Annotated in this window: 18 protein-coding genes; 6 read left to right on the top strand and 12 right to left on the bottom strand. The window is 39.1% G+C overall.

What is annotated here, in order from left to right:
• Positions 1-176 precede the first annotated feature (176 nt).
• The 4 genes from clpB to CRO56_RS09565 form a co-directional block, all read right to left on the bottom strand.
• Positions 177-2,777, bottom strand: coding sequence for an ATP-dependent chaperone ClpB (clpB, locus tag CRO56_RS09580; RefSeq protein ID WP_097158383.1), 2,601 nt, complete (start codon positions 2,775-2,777; stop codon positions 177-179).
• 130 nt (positions 2,778-2,907) lie between these two features.
• Positions 2,908-3,090, bottom strand: coding sequence for a YjzC family protein (locus tag CRO56_RS09575; protein ID WP_097158382.1), 183 nt, complete (start codon positions 3,088-3,090; stop codon positions 2,908-2,910).
• Between the two features lie 130 nt (positions 3,091-3,220).
• Positions 3,221-3,529 carry a metal-sulfur cluster assembly factor gene (locus CRO56_RS09570; protein WP_097158381.1) on the bottom strand — a complete coding sequence of 103 codons (309 nt, stop codon included), beginning with the start codon at positions 3,527-3,529 and terminating at the stop codon, positions 3,221-3,223.
• 92 nt (positions 3,530-3,621) lie between these two features.
• Entirely contained in the window at positions 3,622-4,416 is a 795-nt protein-coding gene (locus CRO56_RS09565; RefSeq protein ID WP_097158380.1) for an alpha/beta fold hydrolase, read from the bottom strand.
• Between the two features lie 125 nt (positions 4,417-4,541).
• Between CRO56_RS09565 and CRO56_RS09560 the strand changes: the two genes are divergently transcribed.
• The 3 genes from CRO56_RS09560 to CRO56_RS09555 all read left to right on the top strand — a co-directional run bounded on the left by CRO56_RS09560 (position 4,542) and on the right by CRO56_RS09555 (position 5,829).
• Entirely contained in the window at positions 4,542-5,348 is an 807-nt protein-coding gene (locus CRO56_RS09560) for a Cof-type HAD-IIB family hydrolase (RefSeq protein ID WP_097158413.1), read from the top strand.
• Between the two features lie 131 nt (positions 5,349-5,479).
• A complete protein-coding gene (locus CRO56_RS22845; RefSeq protein WP_179714233.1) occupies positions 5,480-5,635 on the top strand; it encodes a hypothetical protein in 156 nt (51 codons plus the stop codon).
• Positions 5,635-5,829, top strand: coding sequence for a DUF3813 domain-containing protein (locus CRO56_RS09555; RefSeq protein ID WP_097158379.1), 195 nt, complete (start codon positions 5,635-5,637; stop codon positions 5,827-5,829). The genes CRO56_RS22845 and CRO56_RS09555 overlap by 1 nt, the downstream gene beginning before the upstream one ends.
• Before the next feature lie 54 nt (positions 5,830-5,883).
• Here the strand turns inward: CRO56_RS09555 and CRO56_RS09550 are convergent, their stop codons facing one another.
• Both CRO56_RS09550 and CRO56_RS09545 read right to left on the bottom strand, forming a co-directional pair.
• Positions 5,884-6,624: a BsuPI-related putative proteinase inhibitor gene (locus CRO56_RS09550; RefSeq protein ID WP_097158378.1), complete on the bottom strand. Its 741-nt coding sequence runs from the start codon at positions 6,622-6,624 to the stop codon at positions 5,884-5,886.
• A 62-nt stretch (positions 6,625-6,686) separates the two neighbouring features.
• Positions 6,687-7,529 carry a YitT family protein gene (locus CRO56_RS09545; protein ID WP_097158377.1) on the bottom strand — a complete coding sequence of 281 codons (843 nt, stop codon included), beginning with the start codon at positions 7,527-7,529 and terminating at the stop codon, positions 6,687-6,689.
• An 88-nt stretch (positions 7,530-7,617) separates the two neighbouring features.
• On the opposite strand from CRO56_RS09545, the gene CRO56_RS09540 reads away from it, so the two are divergent.
• The 3 genes from CRO56_RS09540 (at position 7,618) to CRO56_RS22645 (ending at position 9,175) form a co-directional block, all read left to right on the top strand.
• Positions 7,618-8,469: a DegV family protein gene (locus CRO56_RS09540; RefSeq protein WP_097158376.1), complete on the top strand. Its 852-nt coding sequence runs from the start codon at positions 7,618-7,620 to the stop codon at positions 8,467-8,469.
• Between the two features lie 94 nt (positions 8,470-8,563).
• Positions 8,564-8,695: a DUF3941 domain-containing protein gene (locus CRO56_RS09535; RefSeq protein WP_097158375.1), complete on the top strand. Its 132-nt coding sequence runs from the start codon at positions 8,564-8,566 to the stop codon at positions 8,693-8,695.
• 192 nt (positions 8,696-8,887) lie between these two features.
• On the top strand, positions 8,888-9,175 hold the full coding sequence (locus tag CRO56_RS22645; protein WP_142305200.1) for a hypothetical protein: 288 nt from the start codon (positions 8,888-8,890) through the stop codon (positions 9,173-9,175).
• Between the two features lie 185 nt (positions 9,176-9,360).
• Here the strand turns inward: CRO56_RS22645 and CRO56_RS09530 are convergent, their stop codons facing one another.
• The 6 genes from CRO56_RS09530 to CRO56_RS09505 form a co-directional block, all read right to left on the bottom strand.
• Entirely contained in the window at positions 9,361-10,413 is a 1,053-nt protein-coding gene (locus CRO56_RS09530; RefSeq protein ID WP_097158374.1) for a LacI family DNA-binding transcriptional regulator, read from the bottom strand.
• Positions 10,414-10,443: 30 nt separating this feature from the next.
• Entirely contained in the window at positions 10,444-12,798 is a 2,355-nt protein-coding gene (locus tag CRO56_RS09525; protein ID WP_097158373.1) for a glycoside hydrolase family 31 protein, read from the bottom strand.
• A gap of 16 nt (positions 12,799-12,814) precedes the next feature.
• Positions 12,815-14,353: an alpha-amylase family glycosyl hydrolase gene (locus CRO56_RS09520; protein ID WP_097158372.1), complete on the bottom strand. Its 1,539-nt coding sequence runs from the start codon at positions 14,351-14,353 to the stop codon at positions 12,815-12,817.
• Between the two features lie 39 nt (positions 14,354-14,392).
• The gene (locus CRO56_RS09515) at positions 14,393-15,235 is read right to left on the bottom strand and encodes a sugar ABC transporter permease (protein WP_097158371.1); all 843 of its coding nucleotides are present in this window, start codon (positions 15,233-15,235) and stop codon (positions 14,393-14,395) included.
• A complete protein-coding gene (locus CRO56_RS09510; protein ID WP_097158370.1) occupies positions 15,235-16,560 on the bottom strand; it encodes a carbohydrate ABC transporter permease in 1,326 nt (441 codons plus the stop codon). The genes CRO56_RS09515 and CRO56_RS09510 overlap by 1 nt, the downstream gene beginning before the upstream one ends.
• Positions 16,561-16,685: 125 nt before the next feature.
• On the bottom strand, positions 16,686-17,984 hold the full coding sequence (locus tag CRO56_RS09505) for a sugar ABC transporter substrate-binding protein (protein WP_097158369.1): 1,299 nt from the start codon (positions 17,982-17,984) through the stop codon (positions 16,686-16,688).
• Between the last annotated feature and the right edge of the window lie 225 nt (positions 17,985-18,209).

Raw genomic sequence — 18,209 nt, 5'->3', positions numbered from 1 at the left:
AAGGCAAAATTAAAAGGCATGAGTCCGGTTCAATACCGAAATCATGCCCAAGTAGCTGCCTAAATTTCTGTGTCTAACTTTTTGGGTTCAGATCATTATCGGTGGTTTTTCTTATTCACAGATTATAAAATTGAACGAGTTTTCGGATGGCTTTCTGATGTAAGACATAAGGTCCTTCATTTCTCCGTACCAATCGTAATTTCTCCTGAACGCAAAGAAACAATCGCTTGATCACCCTCTCGAATATTCCCTGCTATTAATTCCTTTGCTAATCGATTTTCCACTTCTCTCTGGATAAATCTCTTTAAAGGTCTTGCTCCAAACTTAGGATCCCAGCCGTTTCTGGCAATAAATAATTTAGCCTCTTCCTCTACTGTTAAAGAGACCTCTCGTTCTTTTAATCTTGTCTCTAGGTCGCTAATAAATTTTTCAACGATTTGCTTTAATACTGTTTCATCAAGTGCATTAAAATAAACAATTTCGTCAACTCGATTTAAAAATTCTGGACGGAAGAAAGATTGAAGAATGGGTAATAGGTCCGTTTCAGATGGATGATCTGACTTCTGCTGCTCCAAAATAATATCTGATCCTATATTAGACGTCATGATTAATATGGCGTTTCTGCCGTCAACCGTTCTTCCTTGGGAATCGGTGATTCGGCCATCATCTAACAATTGTAAAAGTATATTGAAAACCTCTGGATGAGCCTTTTCCACCTCATCTAATAAAATCACTGTGTACGGTTGCCGTCTTAATGCCTCCGTTAATTGACCGCCTTCTTCATATCCGACATATCCGGGAGGGGCACCGATCAATCTGGAAACTGCGTGTTTTTCCATATACTCACTCATGTCAATCCGGATCATTTGCTCTTCACTGTCAAATAGTGCTTCGGCTAACGCTTTGGCCAGTTCCGTCTTCCCTACCCCTGTCGGTCCTAAAAAAAGAAAGGAACCAATCGGTCTTTTAGGATCTTTTAACCCAGACCTTGAACGTAAAATGGCATTCGCCACAAACTCAATTGCATGATTCTGTCCGATCACTCTTTGTTTTAACGTGTCTTGAAGGCGCAAAAGTTTCTCCCGCTCTCCTTCTACAAGCTTCGTAATCGGAATGCCTGTCCATCTTGAAATAATTTGTGCAATTTCCTCCTCTGTTACCTCTTCCCTTAACAGCTTTTTGTCGCTGCCTGCTTGTGTTTGTTCGGTTTCTAGCTGTTCTAGTTCTTTTTCAAGAGCAGGAATTTTACCATGTCGCAATTCCGCTGCCCGATTTAAGTCATATCGGTCCTCTGCATCTTCCAATTCCCTCCGGAGCTCTTCAAGTTCTTTGCGTTTGTCTCTAATGTTTTGGAGCTGTTTTTTTTCAATTTCCCATTTTTCTTTCATAGACGCAGCCGTTTTTCGATATTCCTCAAGTTCATTCCTTAATTCCTCTAAACGTTTTTGGCTGACTTCATCTTTTTCTTTCAAAAGAGCGGCCTCTTCAATTTCTAACTGCATCACTTTTCGCGTCACCTGGTCTAATTCAGAAGGCATGGAATCAATTTCAGTCCTGATCATAGCACAAGCCTCATCGACCAAATCTATTGCTTTATCTGGTAAAAACCGATCCGTAATATATCGGTTAGACAAGGTTGCTGCCGAGACAAGAGCACGGTCATGGATCTTAACACCATGGTGAACCTCATACCGTTCCTTCAATCCGCGTAAAATTGAAATTGTATCCTCAACATCTGGTTGTTGAACGAGAACTTGCTGGAATCTCCGTTCTAAAGCGGGATCTTTTTCAATATACTTTCGGTATTCATCTAAGGTAGTCGCCCCAATACAATGCAATTCTCCACGGGCAAGCATAGGTTTTAGCATATTCCCTGCATCCATAGCTCCTTCTGTTTTTCCGGCTCCAACAATCGTATGTAATTCATCTATAAATAGAAGGATTTGTCCGTCACTTTTTTTGATTTCTTGCAGAACGGCTTTTAGTCGTTCTTCAAATTCACCTCTAAATTTAGCTCCTGCGATTAGTGAGCTCATATCTAATGAGAAGATGGTTTTATTCTTTAAGGCTTCAGGGACATCTTTTTTGACAATTCTCTGTGCGAGTCCTTCTACGATCGCGGTTTTTCCTACCCCCGGTTCGCCAATTAAAACAGGATTATTTTTTGTTTTTCGTGAAAGGATACGAATGACATTTCGAATTTCTTCATCTCTGCCGATTACTGGGTCAAGACGTCCTTCCTTTACTTCCTCAACTAAGTCTCTTCCATATTTTTTTAAGGCTTGATATTGATCTTCAGGACTTTGTGACATCACTTTATGATTCCCCCTTATTCTCTGAATTGTATATTCAGTTTTTTGTGCGGTCAGTCCAGCTTTTTCAAGAATCTCTTTTACGCGGCTATTTGTTAAAGAATAGATAGCTAGACAAATATGTTCAACAGAGAGATATTGGTCGTCCCATTTAAGTTGAAGCTTTTCGCCTTCTTTTAATAGAGTATTGGCGGGGTAGCTGATGGATAGCTGGTTATCATCTTGATCAATGTTTGTCCCTGTTACTTCAGGAAATTTTTCTAATGCCTTCTGCATTCCTATTTGGGCAGATTGGACGGAAACATTGTTTTGTTTCAGGATTTCAGTAAACAATCCGAATGGATCCTGACATAACGCGTAAAAAATATGTTCTGGCTCGATGGCAGGGTGTTTCTTTTCTTTGGCGACATCTGCAGCCTCACGAATGGCATCCTGAAGCTTATAGGTCATTTTATTGAACATCATGGCTTTCCCTCCCGCAGAAACAATCTTCTCGATTAAATATCCTACCTAAAAAAGAGCCATTCCAATCGGCTGGAAGGCTCATGTTGAATATGCTATCTACCTATACGTTTTTCATATAAAAAGGTTTCTTCTATTTAAATTTACTTTTATATGTCCACTTCCGATTATGGTTCGATGTTTCAGGGAAAGTATCTCCTGCACTTAGTTTGATCGATTTCGGATGCATCACATTATCTCCAGTTTCGCCAATTTCCACATACACTCCATTGTTTGGCGCTTTTTGTCCCGGTCTGAATTGTCGGTTTTGTCCCACGGTAACTCCTCCTTTGACAAGAGTTATCCTTAGTGTGAACCGGAATGTAGGGTTTTATGAACCGACTTTCTCCGAGGGAATAATTGGTTTTAGAAAAAACAAGGAAGGAGCAGGTGAAACACCTCCTCCATTATCTAATACCAAGAGCGATTTTTGCATAGCGTGACATCCGATCCTTTGTCCAAGGCGGATTCCACACAATATTTACTTGGGAATCTTTTACTTCAGGCAAATCAGCGACCGCTGTTTTTACCTGGTCCACAATGGTGCCTGCAAGCGGACATCCCATTGAAGTCAATGTCATTTCCACTTCTAATGTACCGTTTTCATCCAACTCAACATTATATACTAACCCAAGATTGACGATATCCATTCCGATCTCAGGGTCAATCACTTGTTCAAGTGCAGCATAGATACTATCTTTTAGCTCTTGATCCATTCTGTATTCACTCCTTTACCATTATTCTATCCCTTTTTTTAATGGTAACAAATCTTTTTTTAAATGAAAAATGATTAGATTTATAAAGGAACTTATTTATGTGAGGAAGATTCTAATTTCTTTTTAAGATATTGCTCAAACCATTCAGCTGTTTTTAATACCCCAAACCTGGAAACTTTATGATCAGCATGTGAATCCCGATAAAATTGAAGATGCTCTTCATTTCTATATCGATTTTTTATCTTTTCATAAAATGAATAGGCAGATTGGAAAGGAACAATCGGATCTTTTTCCCCATGCCAAAACATGATAGGGCGATTGTTGAGAATGTCAGGCCGCTGACTTAAATCATACTTTTTTAAAATCTCCAGCTGAGCTGTTATGATTTCATCCGATAATGGCATGGGAATCCCCAACTTTTGGAGATTTTCAATCTGCATAGTGGCAAACTCAACATATGATGGATTACCCATTAAACTGACGGCTGTCTGAATCCAATCATATTGAGTTAATGCACCAAGGGTAATGATACCCCCCATTGATGTACCAGCTACCCCAATTAAGTCATCTTTTATCTTATTTTGATTGAGCAAGAAATTATGTATATCTTTAAGCTCTTCAATAGAATGGATCACGATATTCCAAAACTGAAAGGATAATTCCTGCAAAGATTGCTCCCTCGCCCGTTCCCCGTGGTATAAACAATCCTGCATAATGACTCGAAACCCTTTTTCTGCTAAATAATAGGCATAGTGCAGATTGTGCTCTTTCGCACTATTTAATCCATGGATAAAAATAACGGTTGGAAGCGGTGCCGCTTTTTGATTTATAAGAGCTACCTCTAAGACGGGGATATCGCCTACAGCGTATTGATCGATATAAAACAATGATATTCAACCTTTCTTTACGATTCTTTAGTAGAACTTTTATGTTATTTACCTCATAATACGAATAGAGACTGAATAAAATGATTATCCCATTATCTTTAAAAAATGTAAAAAAAGGAGACGTTATGAAAGACAAACATTTAATCGCATTAGATTTAGATGGAACACTGCTTAAAGACGATAAAACCATTTCTCCTTATACAAAGGAGATCTTACATAAAGTTAAAGAACAGGGCCACCACGTTATGATTTCAACTGGCAGACCGTTTCGTTCAAGTGAAATGTACTACCATGAACTCGGCTTAGATACCCCTATTGTCAATTTTAACGGTGCTTTTATTCATCATCCGCTTGACAACGCGTTTGCTGAAATCCATAGTCCAATGGATCTGGGCGTTGTCAGGGAAATAATTGAAACCTGTCATACATATAATTTCCATAATATTATTGCAGAAGTCAAAGATGAGGTATTTATTCATTACCATGATGAAAAATTATTAGAAATTTTCTCACTCGGAAATCCTGAAACCACGACTGGGGATTTACGGGAATTTTTAAAACAAGCTCCTACCAGCCTGTTGATTCACGCGGAAGAGGAAGATGTGGATATTATCCGAAAGCATCTGTCAGATGTACATGCTGAAGTGATTGACCACAGAAAATGGGGAGCTCCTTTTCACGTAATTGAAATGGTGAAATATGGTCTTAATAAAGCAGTCGGTGTCAGTAAAGTCTCAGATTACCTTGGCATCCCGGCCAACCGTATCATTGCCTTTGGCGATGAGGATAATGATATTGAAATGATTGATTTTGTTGGGGTTGGCGTTGCAATGGGAAATGCAATAGATAAAGTCAAATCAGTTGCAAATGAAATAACTCTGTCTAATGAAGAAGATGGGATTGGCGTATTTTTAAAGGATTATCTGCTATGATCGAATTATACTGCTAATTCTTTGTGGGAGTCACCACATTTTGCCCTGTTTGAACAAATGGCTTTTCACTTACACTATAAATGGATCACAAACTTGATCCAATTTGGTTTCATCAACAGGGGGTTGCTGCTGTGGGGAAAAGAAATCGTTCTAGACGGTTTATCCAGCAAAATAAAACTACTGTTTCGAAACATGATGAAGTTTTTACCTATCAAACGACCTATGCAGAAGCTGAAGCAAGAAAAATGGAGAATGTTCATTCTTCTGCTTTAGGAGGAATTGAATAGTGGGGAACCAGCTTTTCGGGGAAGCTTCTAAATGGGTGTATCGGGTGACTGAGGCAAGTAAAGGAACTGGTTCTAAAGACGACTCGTTAGCGGCAAAAGCGCAAAATGCCTTATCTTCGGCCTACGCCAATTCAACAACAGCTGAGAAAAGGCAATTAAGAGAGCTGCAGGATCAGCTAGATCAAATCAAATAGCCATAAAATAGCCAAAGGCAGATCCAAAACCTTTTCATTATGGATCTGCCTTTTTTAGGCTTCTAACGGGATCACGTAAGGCGAATCCCGATTACTTTTTGTATAAATCGTTAAAATTAACGTCCCTTTCGTCTGCAGCGGAATTTCATTATTGGGCACTAAGAAATAAAAATGATCTTGTCTCACCCAAATCCTTTTTTCAGGAATCAGAACTCTGTGGCCATCATCCAATGTAAAATATAAGTCATCACTGTTGGCTGCTACAGTCCCGCTTACAAGGAAACCATCGTAATTCCGTTCCACAGAAAGGTCTGTTACGGTTGGATTTACCTCAGGAAAGAAAACCTGTTTGACAATACTACTTTGATTATGATCGAGTGGCTTATTGTCGACGGTTTTAGCTAATAAAGTCAATTTTACGACATGTTCCCCTTGCGGCACTTTACCATTTGGATAAACCCATGTTTCTCTCCACCTTCTTTTTTCCTTTGGCTGTAAAACCATTCTTTGGATGGCTTGTAAAAAGGCCTTGTTAGCTGAATACGTATAGACAGTCTCTTTCGTTTTCGGATTGATTATTTGAATTTCAAACACTTGCGACGTTGAAAATATAAGTTCCCGTTTCTCAGTACTGCGATTTTGCAGAATGATCTCCATTTCTGCCTGCTCTGTTCCAGGCTTTACATGAATGTCTAACGCTAAACCAAATGAAGGCTGAATTGCCATTGCCAATTGAGTAGGAAGAACGTAAACCAACATACTCGTCATGAACAAACTTACAAGCGTCTTTTTCATCAAATACCTCCAATAAAGGGAGTGTCTTTGGCTTTAGTATGTCAACTTTACGAAAATTCATGTCAATCTCTTCTAAAAAACCCAAATACTCCAGTTGTTTCAATAATATTAGTAAAAGCATTCGGATCAACCGTTTTGATGATCCGCTCTAAATCATATAGCTCATATCTGGTAATTACGATCATTAACATCTCTCTTGGTTCGTTGGAAAAGGCGCCTTTTGCTGATAGAGTCGTGATCCCTCTGATTAATTTTTCGTGGATTGCTTGTTTCATTTCATCTGATTTTTTCGTGATAATCATCGCTGTTAATTTTTGATAGCGTGTATGAATCGCATCGATTACTCGTGTTGTCACGTAAAGCGTAACTAAAGTATAAAGTGCATATTCCCAGCCAAATAAGAAGCCTGCCGAAATGATGATCAGGGAGTTCAAAACAAAATAATAGGTTCCAACCGGTTTATCATTCATTTTTGATAGGACCATCGCAATAATATCCATCCCGCCTGTAGAAGCCCCAAACTTTAAAGTAAGCCCTACTCCGATTGCTACAATAACTCCTCCGAAAACAGCATTTAAAAGAATATCCTCTGATAGACTTCTGACCGGAAGGATTTCTAAAAAAAACGAGGACAGCAAAACACTGACAAAACTGTAGAAGGTGAAAGATTTTCCAACTTTTTTCCACCCTAAGATCGTAACAGGGATATTTAATAGAAATAATATTATTCCTGTCGAAATCGTAAAAGGAGTGAACAGATTAACAATCCTAGACAGCAATTGCGATAATCCCGTAAATCCGCTGGCATACACATCTGCAGGAATAAGAAAAAAATTCATTGATATTGCGTTTAATAACGCACCGAAACAAACAACTATAATTTTTTTAATCTCTGCTAGAATCACAAAATCATACCCTTCTAAATGTTGCTGAATTTACCATAATTTCGTAAACTTAAGGGAAAGCTATTATTTTATAAAGAAGGTGTTAATAATGACTGTTCATATCATTGCCGATAGTGCATGTGATTTACCGCTTACATACTTAAATGAACATCATGTAGAAGTATTCCCTCTTAAAGTTCTGCTTAACGATAAAGAATATGATGACCTCTTTGATATTACATATGATCAGATCTATAGCGAAATGAGACAAGGAAGTGTACCTAAAACAGCACAGGTTTCACCCTTAAGGATGAAGGAAATCTTCACAAAATATGCTCAACAAGGAAAATCTGCTGTTTATGTTGCTTTTTCCTCAGGACTATCCGGTACGTTCCAAACCGCTTATTCTGTTCGCAATGAAGTGAAAGAAGACTATCCAAAAGCCGACATTGAAGTAATTGATACAAAATGTGCTTCCTTAGGCTATGGACTCGTCGTTAAAAAAGCGATTGAATTAAGTGCCCAAGGAAAAACGAAGGATGAAATCGTATCCGAAGTAGAAAACTACAGTAAACAAGTGAAACACCTTTTTACTGTCGAAAACCTTGAATATTTAGCAAGAGGCGGAAGAATTTCCAAAGCTTCTGCCTGGATTGGCGGAATGCTGCAGGTAAAACCTCTTTTACATGTTGAGAACGGAGAGCTTGTTCCATTAGAAAAGGTCAGAGGAAAAGATCGCTGGAAGAAACGGATGATCCATTGGATGCAGGAAATTGGCGGGGACTGGCCAAACCAAACGGTTGCTATCAGCCATGGAGATGCAGAAGAAACAGCAGAAGAAATGAAAGCGCTCATACAAGCTGAATTAGGTGTGAAAGATTTTATCATCTATCCAATCGGAGCTACCATCGGTGCACATGCTGGACCGGGAACGATTGCCATCTTTTTTTTGAAAAAGTAAAGGGAATACTCTAAAAAGGGACAAACACCCGTTCCAGAGCCATTGCAGGCTGCCGGTGTGTTTTGCTGAACTTTTTAAAGGGAGTGGTCTTTTTATGCCTCGCACTTCAGATAACGATAAAAAAGCATTTGACAATCAAGCCAACCATGAAAAGAAAAATGAGCTAAGAGAGAAAAATCGAAAAGCTGGGAAACACCAGTACTCGAAAAAGACGGATCATTTGTAGGGTTGAAGTGGAGAAAAAATTATTAAATTGAATGAACCGGGCAAAGCGCCTGGTTTTTTTGTTTTTTCAGTTGAATTAGATTGGCGGCTGAACATTAACATCAGGTTTTTTGGGGTCAGATGGCGTATTATTGGGCTGTTAGACTGATTATATGGGCGGGGATTCCTATTTTTGGGCGCTGAGGAACATTAATTGGGCGTTTTTGAAGAATATTTGGGCGGCAGCAGTCTATCATTGAGCGTTAAAAAGTTTATTTGGGCGCGAATTCCGATTAATGGGCGTCTTAGGATCATTTACGGCATCGCGCTTTGGGAACCGTTTTTTATTCTTTGGAGCACATCATGCTCGATTGGAGCAGAGCAGATCACTCACTTTTTGAGCAGCTTCTCCCCTTCTTGGAGCATTTTTGCCTTTTTTGGAGCGTCTTTTTCCGATTTTGGAGCGACTTTGACCGGTTTGGAACGACTTTCACCCGTTTAGAGCGACTTTCACTCGTTTGGAGCGACTTCTTCAATAATGGGGTACACTGGGGATTCTATTCGAGCAGAATCTCCAGTTTTGGCTAGCGTTTAGCCCCTATAACATCAAATTTTAACACGCACCCCACAACCGGAACTTATTCACTCTCCTCATGACATGAAAAAGGACCGCAGCTGCGATCCTTCTTAAAATTGTACCATCTGATTCGGATTGGAAAATTCGAGCGGTCCGCAGGAGTCCCGTTTAACTAAATTATGCGGGATGATAATCCGCTTGACTGGTTCTTTCGGATTTTCAATCATTTGAATTAAATTTCGGGCTGATTCAAAACCTAAATCAAAGATATTTATATCAACGGATGTTAAAGGCGGTCTGGACATTTCAGCGAGCATAACATTATTAAAGCTTACGACAGATATGTCCTCAGGAACGCGCATTCCGATTTCATTTAAAGTATTAAGGACACCCAATGCCATCAGATCATCTGCAACAACGAGGGCTGTCGGAGGCTCGTCGAGAGAAAGAAGCTCCTTCATCGCCTCTTGTCCGCCTTCCCTTACAAATTCCTCATGCACAACATACTCATTACGCATTTCAATACCGACATCACGCAAAGCTTTTTCATATCCTAAGACACGGTCAACCGTCACGACAAAGTTTAAGTTCCCTCCAACAAAGGCAATTCGTTCGTGGCCTAAATCGACAAGATGTTTCGTAACATCCTTAGCTGCCCGAAAATTGTCATTGTCCACATGGGTGATTTCTTCCACATGTTTAAACGGTTTTCCGATGACGACAAACGGAAAATTCCTTTCCATTAAATAACCTAATACTGGATCTTCTACCTTTGAATATAGAAGAATCAACCCATCTACACGTCGCCCTTGTACCATTTTGACAACATCTTCATAAATTTCTCTTTCTGTTTTTCCGGTTGTCATATGGAGACTATATTGTTTTTCATGGGCCCCTTCACTGATTCCTCTTAATACAGTAGGAAAGAATGGATTTTGAAACACAAGGTCATTTGAGCTGGCCGCCACTAACCCGATCGTTTGCGTTGTTTGACTTGCTAAGCTTCTAGCAATCATGTTGGGGTGATAGCCAAGCTGTTTCATGGCGTCCCTAACTTTCTTTTTTGTTTTTTCGCTAATCCGCGAGCTATTGGCAATAACTCGGGAAACCGTTGATGGGGATACACCCGCAAGCTTGGCAACGTCTTTTATGGTAGCAGTCACTTTATTCACCCCTCACCCAATCCGCAAAATTTACAGGTTAATCTGATACAAACCATGTTTTCTTGCTTGAAGAACTTCGCCGTTGATGGAAACCCGAATGTTTTCTGGCAATCCGTGAAACTTTAGTTCGAATCTTTCCCAGTCTGGCTGATAATTGCCCTGTTTTTGAGCAGAAATATTTACTGAAGTTTCATCTTGCTCAATAGTAAACGAATAATCTATGAAACTTCCATTTTCATAATCAAAGGTGGAACCATCATCTTCATACATTTTAAATGTATATTCACTTTCCGCCTGATAATAGATGTGGACGGTTCTCTCCGTTTCTTTCTCTTCAGTCGACATCCGTACCGGTCCATGTGCAATAGCTGTGCCAGCTAATACATAAATCGGTAAAGTATCAAGTGGTACTTGAATTAAATGTCTTGTTCCGCCAGCTAATTTTTCACCAGTCCAATAATCGTACCAATCCCCTTTTGGCAAATACACGACACGGTATTCATCCGATGGTTTCAGAATCGGTGCGACCACGACATTATCACCAATCATAAATTGATCATAGAGATTATAGGTATTTTCATCTTCAGGATATTCCAACACAAGCGGTCTCATGATTGGAACACCTGTGTCATGGGCTTCTTTAAATAATGTGTAAAGCTGAGGAAGCCACTGATAACGAAGCTGAATATACTTGCGAATGACTTCTTCATACTTCTTGCCAAATGACCATGGCTCTTGGCGCAGGAATCCAATCGCACTATGATTTCTGAAAAATGGCGTTAACGCACCTACCTGTGTCCATCTCGTCAATAATTCTCCATTTGAATCGTAGGCAAAGCCGCCGACATCTGGCCCGGCAAAAGGAATACCGGACATTCCTAAATTCATAACCATTGGCAGTGACATTTGTAAATGCTCCCAGAAGCTTCGGTTATCACCTGTCCAAACGGCTGCATAGCGCTGTACGCCTGAATAACCTGCTCTTGTAAGCAGAAATGGCCGCTTCCCATTTAATTTTGTTTTTAGTCCTTCATACGTTGCTTTTCCCATTAATAATCCATAGACATTATGGAGCTCACGGTGGGTCTTTGGATCTCCATCATTTTCATGCATAACCTTTAAATCCATAGTCTTTGTTTCGTTAAAGACAGCTGGTTCATTCATGTCATTCCAAATACCTTCAATCCCTAAATCACTGTAAAATTGATGGTTATCGCCCCACCATTTACGTGCTTTTTCACTGGTAAAATCAGGAAAAGCGCTGTTTCCTGGCCATACTTCACCAAAATAGATGGATCCTTCAATATATTTACAAAAGAGATCTTCTCTTACGCCTTGCTGATAAATGTGATATTCCGGATCTTCTTTTACACCCGGGTCCACAATCGGTACAACATGAATTCCTTCTGCTTTTAAATCTTGAATCAATTGCTTCGGATTCGGGAATCGATTTGGATCAAAGGTAAATACCCGGTATCCATCCATATAATGAATATCTAAATGCACAACATCAAGCGGAATATTCTTCTCTTTGAACATCTTCACCAGCTCACGAACCTCTTGTTCGGTTTCATAGCTGTAACGGGATTGATGATACCCAAGTGCCCACTTAGGGGGAATCGGGCTTTTTCCCGTTAGATGGGTATACTGTTCCAGTACTTGCTTAAGGGTCGGTCCTGCAAAAACATAATAGTTAATGGCCCCCCCTTCACTCGCAAACGAATAACTGTCTTCTTCAGAACGAAGATCAAAGGTTGTTTTAAACGTATTATCAAAAAAAATTCCATGTGCTCCTGCTTTAGATAAAGTAGTAAAAAATGGAATGGATTCATATAGAGAATCAGTTTCCGGGTTATGCGGTGCATACACATCACTATTCCACATCACCATTTTTTCCCCGCGTTTATCTAAGAAACCTGTCTTCTCCCCGAATCCGTAAAAGTGCTCGTCTTCTTTCATATTCTTGTAGCAGATAACTTCCTTTGTTTCTTTATAGGCCATTCCTTTTTTTGTTTCTTGCACAAGAATTCTGCCGTTTTGATCCATCACTGTAATCAATAGCGGCTGTTTTTGAATCGATACGGATAGTTTCTGTGAAGAAAGCGTTATGGTTTCTCCTGTATCTTCAGGTCTATATAAGACTTGATTAGCCTCTGCTGCAATGGCAGGACTGTGTAGCAGCTGCGCCTCTCCAAATGGGTTCATTTCAATCCGGACAATGTCATCCCGATAAAAAACGATGGCAAGCTCTCCCCGATCGGTTTTCCCTCGAAACACATTTCCAGCGAGCTGATAAGATTGCAATGGCCCAACCGGTTTATATCCGCTGCTGGTTAATTTCTGTTGACCGCCGGGATGTATAGCGAAGCTTGTATCCTCTAACATGGCTGTTCCTCCTAAGTCACGACGCTTTTCTACGTTTTCCTTTTCTCCAAACGAATAAAACAAATCCAATAAACCCGATATAGATAACTCCCAGGACTGTGATAAACGGAATATTAAGACCTGTTTCTTCAGAAAGTAAGTAAATCTCTGACGTTTCCCGGTCTAAAGTAATATTGAATTGACCGTTTTCATTACTGCGAACAATTTCACCATTTAATAAACCCTGCATCTCATGGTTCGCTTCTAACTTGGATTCGTCGATGGATGCTGTTTTGGTTTCTGATGTATTGTTAATAGCTACAACTGTTGTTTCGTCTTCGTACGTTCTTTTAAATACGGCTAATCCGTCTTCTTCAAAAAGAAGTTCCATATCTCCTCTTCGAAGGGAAGGGAATTGACGCCTGATTTCACTTAATTCCGTAATAAAGTCAATTAGTTCAGGGTCTGAACGGAATCTCATCATTTGGCGATTGTCGGGGTCCTCCCCCCCGTTCATCGCAATTTCAGTTCCATAGTAGATGATTGGAATACCTGGAGCCGTATATAGATAAGTTAAAGGTAATTTCCATCTTGTCCCCGGAAATAAATGATTTCGGACAATATCTTGGGTAAATCGCGGATTATCATGGTTATCAATAAAGTTTCCGTTTAAGTAGGGATCCTTATAGAGTGATTTGTTTCGGTCCCACTGTACAAATAACCATTCAAGCGACTGATCATAATTCGCAAAAGCGTTTCTTAAATGATCAAATAATGGATAATCAACAAAGCCATCAATTCCTGTTTCCTGATATGAAGCGATAAACCGCGGGTCTTTGGACCATACCTCGCCTATTAAGTAGAAATCATCTTTTACACTTTTCACTTCTTCCGTAAACTCAGTCCAAAAACTTTGCGGAACATGCTTGACTGTATCCAGTCTAAACCCATCGACGCCAGTTTCCTCGATCCACCATTTCGCTGCATCGACTAAATACTCTTTTACTTCCGGGTTTTCTTGAGCCAAATCTGGTAAATCATAGAGCCATCCATTTTCTAATTGCTCAGGTGTATCGCCAAGGATCGGCTTCTTTTCATGAAACCAATTTTGTTTTTCCGGATCTTTTACCCAAGGATGAGCAGGGGATACATGGTTTACCACAAAATCCAGTATGATTTTTATATCCCTTTTATGTGCTTCTTCGACTAATTGTTTAAATTCTTCGATGGTCCCAAAATGTTCTTCTGTGTTATAGAAGTCTTGAATCCAATAGCCGTGATACCCTTTTTCTGAGTTATCAAAAATAGGTGTAAGCCAAATTGCTGTAAATCCCATATCTTTTAAATAATCTAATCTTTCAATGATACCCTGAAAATCTCCCCCATGATACGCATAAGGATCTTCCACATTTACTTCATAATCATTAGATGTATCGCCATTATTAAAGCGGTCTACCATTAAAAAATAGATGATCTCATCTTGCCACTTTCGTTCTTGTGCCTCAATCACTTGTACATTAGCTAGAGGTGAAAGGAGAAGCAACATGAGAAACAGAGCGATTGATTTTTTATACATGCACTGTCCCTCCTAAAATTGTTCAATCTGTTGTTCATTTTACCCTTTAGTTCCTCCAGATGTAAGTCCTGAGATTAGATAACGCTGCAAGAACAGAAATACTAATGCAATAGGAATTGCAATTAGAATGGATCCGGCTGCAAAGCGTGTAAAGTTATTGGCAAATTGCTGATTGATAAAATTAAACAGACCCAGTGCAAGTGTATAGTTTTCAGAGCTTCTTAATATAATTCTCGGGAGCAAGAAATCAACAAATGGCGCCATGAAATTAAAGAGTGCTACGACCGCTAATATCGGTTTTGCAAGCGGTAATATAATCCGGAAAAAGACACCAAAATGGCCTGCTCCATCAATTCTCGCTGCTTCATCAAGCTCTCTCGGGATTGTGTCATAATATCCTTTCACAAGCCATGCGTTAAATGGAATTTGTCCTCCAATATAGACGAGAATAAGTCCCCAAAGGTTGTCGTGCAGCCCTAGCATGTTAATTAAAATATATAAGGCAACCATCGCCATCAGGGATGGGAACATCTGAAGAAGCAAAAACGCATATAATCCGTATTTTCTCCCAACAAACTGATAGCGTGAAAAAGCATAAGCAATTAATGCAGTTAACACAACTGAAGCAAAAGAGTTAATAATCGCTACAAAAATACTATTCTTGTACCAGATTAAGTAATTACTATCTTCGCTGGTAAATAACCATCTATAATGCTCAAGCGACCATTTTTCCGGGATGATCGATGCTGAATACATACTGGTACCAGGATTTAAAGACATTCCAATTGTCCAAAGTAAAGGATAGGCAATTACTACTGCAACGATCGCTAGAAAAATATATATAGATGTTACTTCTAATTTCGATTTTGTTTTTTGGTTCATCAGATGTTGCCCTCCTCTTTAAAGGATCTGGTTCGTCTAAATTGGTAAAACGCAAAGAGACAGACAACTAATCCGAGAATAAGAGAAATAACCGCAGCCATATAATACTGGTTCAATTCAAACGTTAAATCATATACCCAAGATATTAAAATATCAGTTCCTCCGGCATTTTGACCACGTACTGGCGGTCCACCCTGGTTAAATAAGAAAATGATATTAAAATTATTAAAGTTACCGGCATACTGCATAATTAATAACGGTGCTGTTGCATATAATACATGCGGCAGTGTAATTTGGCGGAATTTTTGCCAGCGTGAAGCACCATCTACTTCAGCTGCTTCATACCAATCCTTTGAAATACTTTGAAGAACACCTGTAAAGAGAGCAAATACAAATGGAAACCCAAGCCATGTCTGAATCATGATAAGAGCAACCTTTGCCCAAAAAGGATCCTGCATCCATGGAATTGAGGTACCAAACAGCGGTTCTAAAATATTATTATTAATAGCGCCAAATTCTCCATTAAATAATGCGGAAAAAATTAATATCGTAACAAAAGCCGGTACAGCCCACGGTAAAATTAAAACGGTACGAATAGTTTTTTTAAATTTGATTCGAGGATCGTTGACTAACAACGCTAAAAATAGACCCAATCCTACTTGAAGCGTTGTGGCTACTACTGTCCAAACAATCGTCCAAGCAAATACGCTAAAAAATGTATCTTTCCAAATATCAACGGTTACGAGCTTAGCAAAGTTTTCAAAGCCTACCCAATTTAATAGATTTTTAGGCGGCTGGTTATTTAAAGTATAATCTGTAAATGCTAATGAAACTGTAAACAATAACGGCAATATAACAATAAAGGTCAACATAACAAGACCCGGAGTTACAAACAGATAAGGGAATCCATAATCCCATGTATTTTTTAACGACTGACGAAGAGTCGGATTTTTCTGACCTGATTCAATTGCGATTGCATTTTTTCTGGCATCTAAAATATTTAGTACGTATAGTGTGATTGCAAAAGCTAAAATAATAAGCGCAATTAATCCATATATCATTAAGAAAATCGAATGATCAATTTTCGTATCAATCCCAAGAGTTCTAAGACCCCATAGTCCATAATTAATAAAACCACCAAGAGATAAAATAAAGGAAAGCTCTAGAATAATAAAGAGGAGGCCCTTTAAGTAGCGACGGTTATACAGTTGTCCTAATCCTGCAAAAAGGATGGAAAGTATCGTAGCAATCACATGTCGTTGCTTAATCCACGCACCGAAACTTAAGCTACTTCCAGCTACACTTTCCTTTCTTTCTATTTTCATTGCAAATCCTCCTGAGAATAATATGATGAGACTGACTCACAAAGGGTCAGTGACTCCCACAAAATTGTGTACTTGCGGGGTCTGACCCTCAAAGCCTTGAGTCAGCCTCATGAATTCATGGCAATTTACTTTGCGGCATCAATATTATCTTTAATTAATTGAACGGCTTCATTTAAAACATCTTCAACTGGTTCACCTTTCGCAATAAATGAAAGGGCATTGTTGATTGGTTCCCAAACTTGTGCCATTTCTGGAGCACTTGGCATTGGCTCGCCGTATTGCGATTGTTCAGCAAATGCGGCAACCATTTCATTGCTTGTTACTGCATCACTGTTCAATGCAGCTTCATTAGCAGGCATTTCACCCGCTACTTCATAGTAATGAAGAGAATTTTCTTCATTCGTGATAAATTTCATAAAATCAGTTGCCCACTCTTTATTTTCTGAGTAAGTAGAAAGCATCCATGATTTTACACCCATAAATGATTTTGCATTTTGACCTTCAATTTTAGGCAGTGGAGCAGTTCCAAGTTTGTCACCTAAAGCTTCTTGGAATACTGGAATGTTCCATGGACCTGAAAGAACAACAGATGCTTTACCTTCAGTGAATAAACCGCTAATGATATCTGGGTTTACTTCAACAGGAATATATCCATTTTGAAACCAGGATTGAATAAGTTCTCCACCTTTAAGGGCACCTTCATTATTTAAACCAATGTCTTCTACGTCATAAGCACCATCTGTTTTATTGAACACATAGCCACCATAAGTAGCAAAGAATGGATATGAGAAATAGAAGTTTGCAGCTTCAGCTAAAAAGCCATATGTCCCAGCGTTTGCATCGGTATGCTCAGCTGCTATTGCATTTAACTCTTCAAGCGTTTCTGGAGCTTTTTCAACTAAATCTTTGTTATAAAAAATTCCGTATGTTTCAACTACAAGTGGTGCACCGTATATTTGTCCGTCATACGTAACAGCATCAATTGCAGATTGTGTATAAGTATCCAATGCATCACCCAAGTCAATTGGATCCGCATGTCCAGCAGCAACAATGCTTCCGATTCGGTCATGTGGCTGGAAGAAAATATCCGGTCCATTACCAGCAGGACCATCTAGAGCTAACGCTTCAACTTGATCAAGCATACTAATCGGTGTTACTTCAATCTCAATACCAGTTTCAGCTGTGTATTTGTCAAAAATAGTTTGTAACGCTTCTTTTTGTTTTTCTTCATCATTTACCCAAATTTTAAGTGATACAGGTTTTTCCGGCATTCCGTTATTTTCTGTTGCTTCTTCCCCATCGTTCGTTTCAGGCTGATTATTTTCTGTGTTTTCCTTTTGCGCGTCTTCACGTGTCGGACCACAGGCAGCCAATACGCCCAAAATGAGCATAAACACCATGAAAAGCGATAACGCTTTTTTCATTTTGACCCCTCCAAAAATTATAGGATTCTATAAGACTATTGGATTGTACAACCGTTTGCACAATTTCTTCAAAAAAAAGAAATGGCAGTTTCCCCCATTAATTCTGTGAAAGCGATTGCACAATCTACTTTCATTATACATTGAAATAGTACTTTGACAACCCCATTTTTTATTTTTTTGAAAACGTTATCTTTACGATTATACTTGATTTTATTACGACATTCT

This window comes from Bacillus oleivorans (genome assembly GCF_900207585.1).
Classification (GTDB): Bacteria; Bacillota; Bacilli; order Bacillales; family JC228; genus Bacillus_BF; species Bacillus_BF oleivorans.
The sequence above is the reverse complement of the archived record's forward strand: the minus strand, read 5'-3'. Positions and strand labels throughout refer to the sequence as shown.

What these genes read in the sequence shown, in the direction of transcription:
- clpB (WP_097158383.1), bottom strand. Translation starts at nt 2,777, where the DNA reads ATGATGTTCAATAAAATGACCTATAAGCTTCAGGATGCCATTCGTGAG.
- CRO56_RS09570 (WP_097158381.1), bottom strand. Translation starts at nt 3,529, where the DNA reads ATGGATCAAGAGCTAAAAGATAGTATCTATGCTGCACTTGAACAAGTG.
- CRO56_RS09560 (WP_097158413.1), top strand. Translation starts at nt 4,542, where the DNA reads ATGAAAGACAAACATTTAATCGCATTAGATTTAGATGGAACACTGCTT.
- CRO56_RS09550 (WP_097158378.1), bottom strand. Translation starts at nt 6,624, where the DNA reads ATGAAAAAGACGCTTGTAAGTTTGTTCATGACGAGTATGTTGGTTTAC.
- CRO56_RS09540 (WP_097158376.1), top strand. Translation starts at nt 7,618, where the DNA reads ATGACTGTTCATATCATTGCCGATAGTGCATGTGATTTACCGCTTACA.
- CRO56_RS09535 (WP_097158375.1), top strand. Translation starts at nt 8,564, where the DNA reads ATGCCTCGCACTTCAGATAACGATAAAAAAGCATTTGACAATCAAGCC.
- CRO56_RS09525 (WP_097158373.1), bottom strand. Translation starts at nt 12,798, where the DNA reads ATGTTAGAGGATACAAGCTTCGCTATACATCCCGGCGGTCAACAGAAA.
- CRO56_RS09520 (WP_097158372.1), bottom strand. Translation starts at nt 14,353, where the DNA reads ATGTATAAAAAATCAATCGCTCTGTTTCTCATGTTGCTTCTCCTTTCA.
- CRO56_RS09515 (WP_097158371.1), bottom strand. Translation starts at nt 15,235, where the DNA reads ATGAACCAAAAAACAAAATCGAAATTAGAAGTAACATCTATATATATT.
- CRO56_RS09510 (WP_097158370.1), bottom strand. Translation starts at nt 16,560, where the DNA reads ATGAAAATAGAAAGAAAGGAAAGTGTAGCTGGAAGTAGCTTAAGTTTC.
- CRO56_RS09505 (WP_097158369.1), bottom strand. Translation starts at nt 17,984, where the DNA reads ATGAAAAAAGCGTTATCGCTTTTCATGGTGTTTATGCTCATTTTGGGC.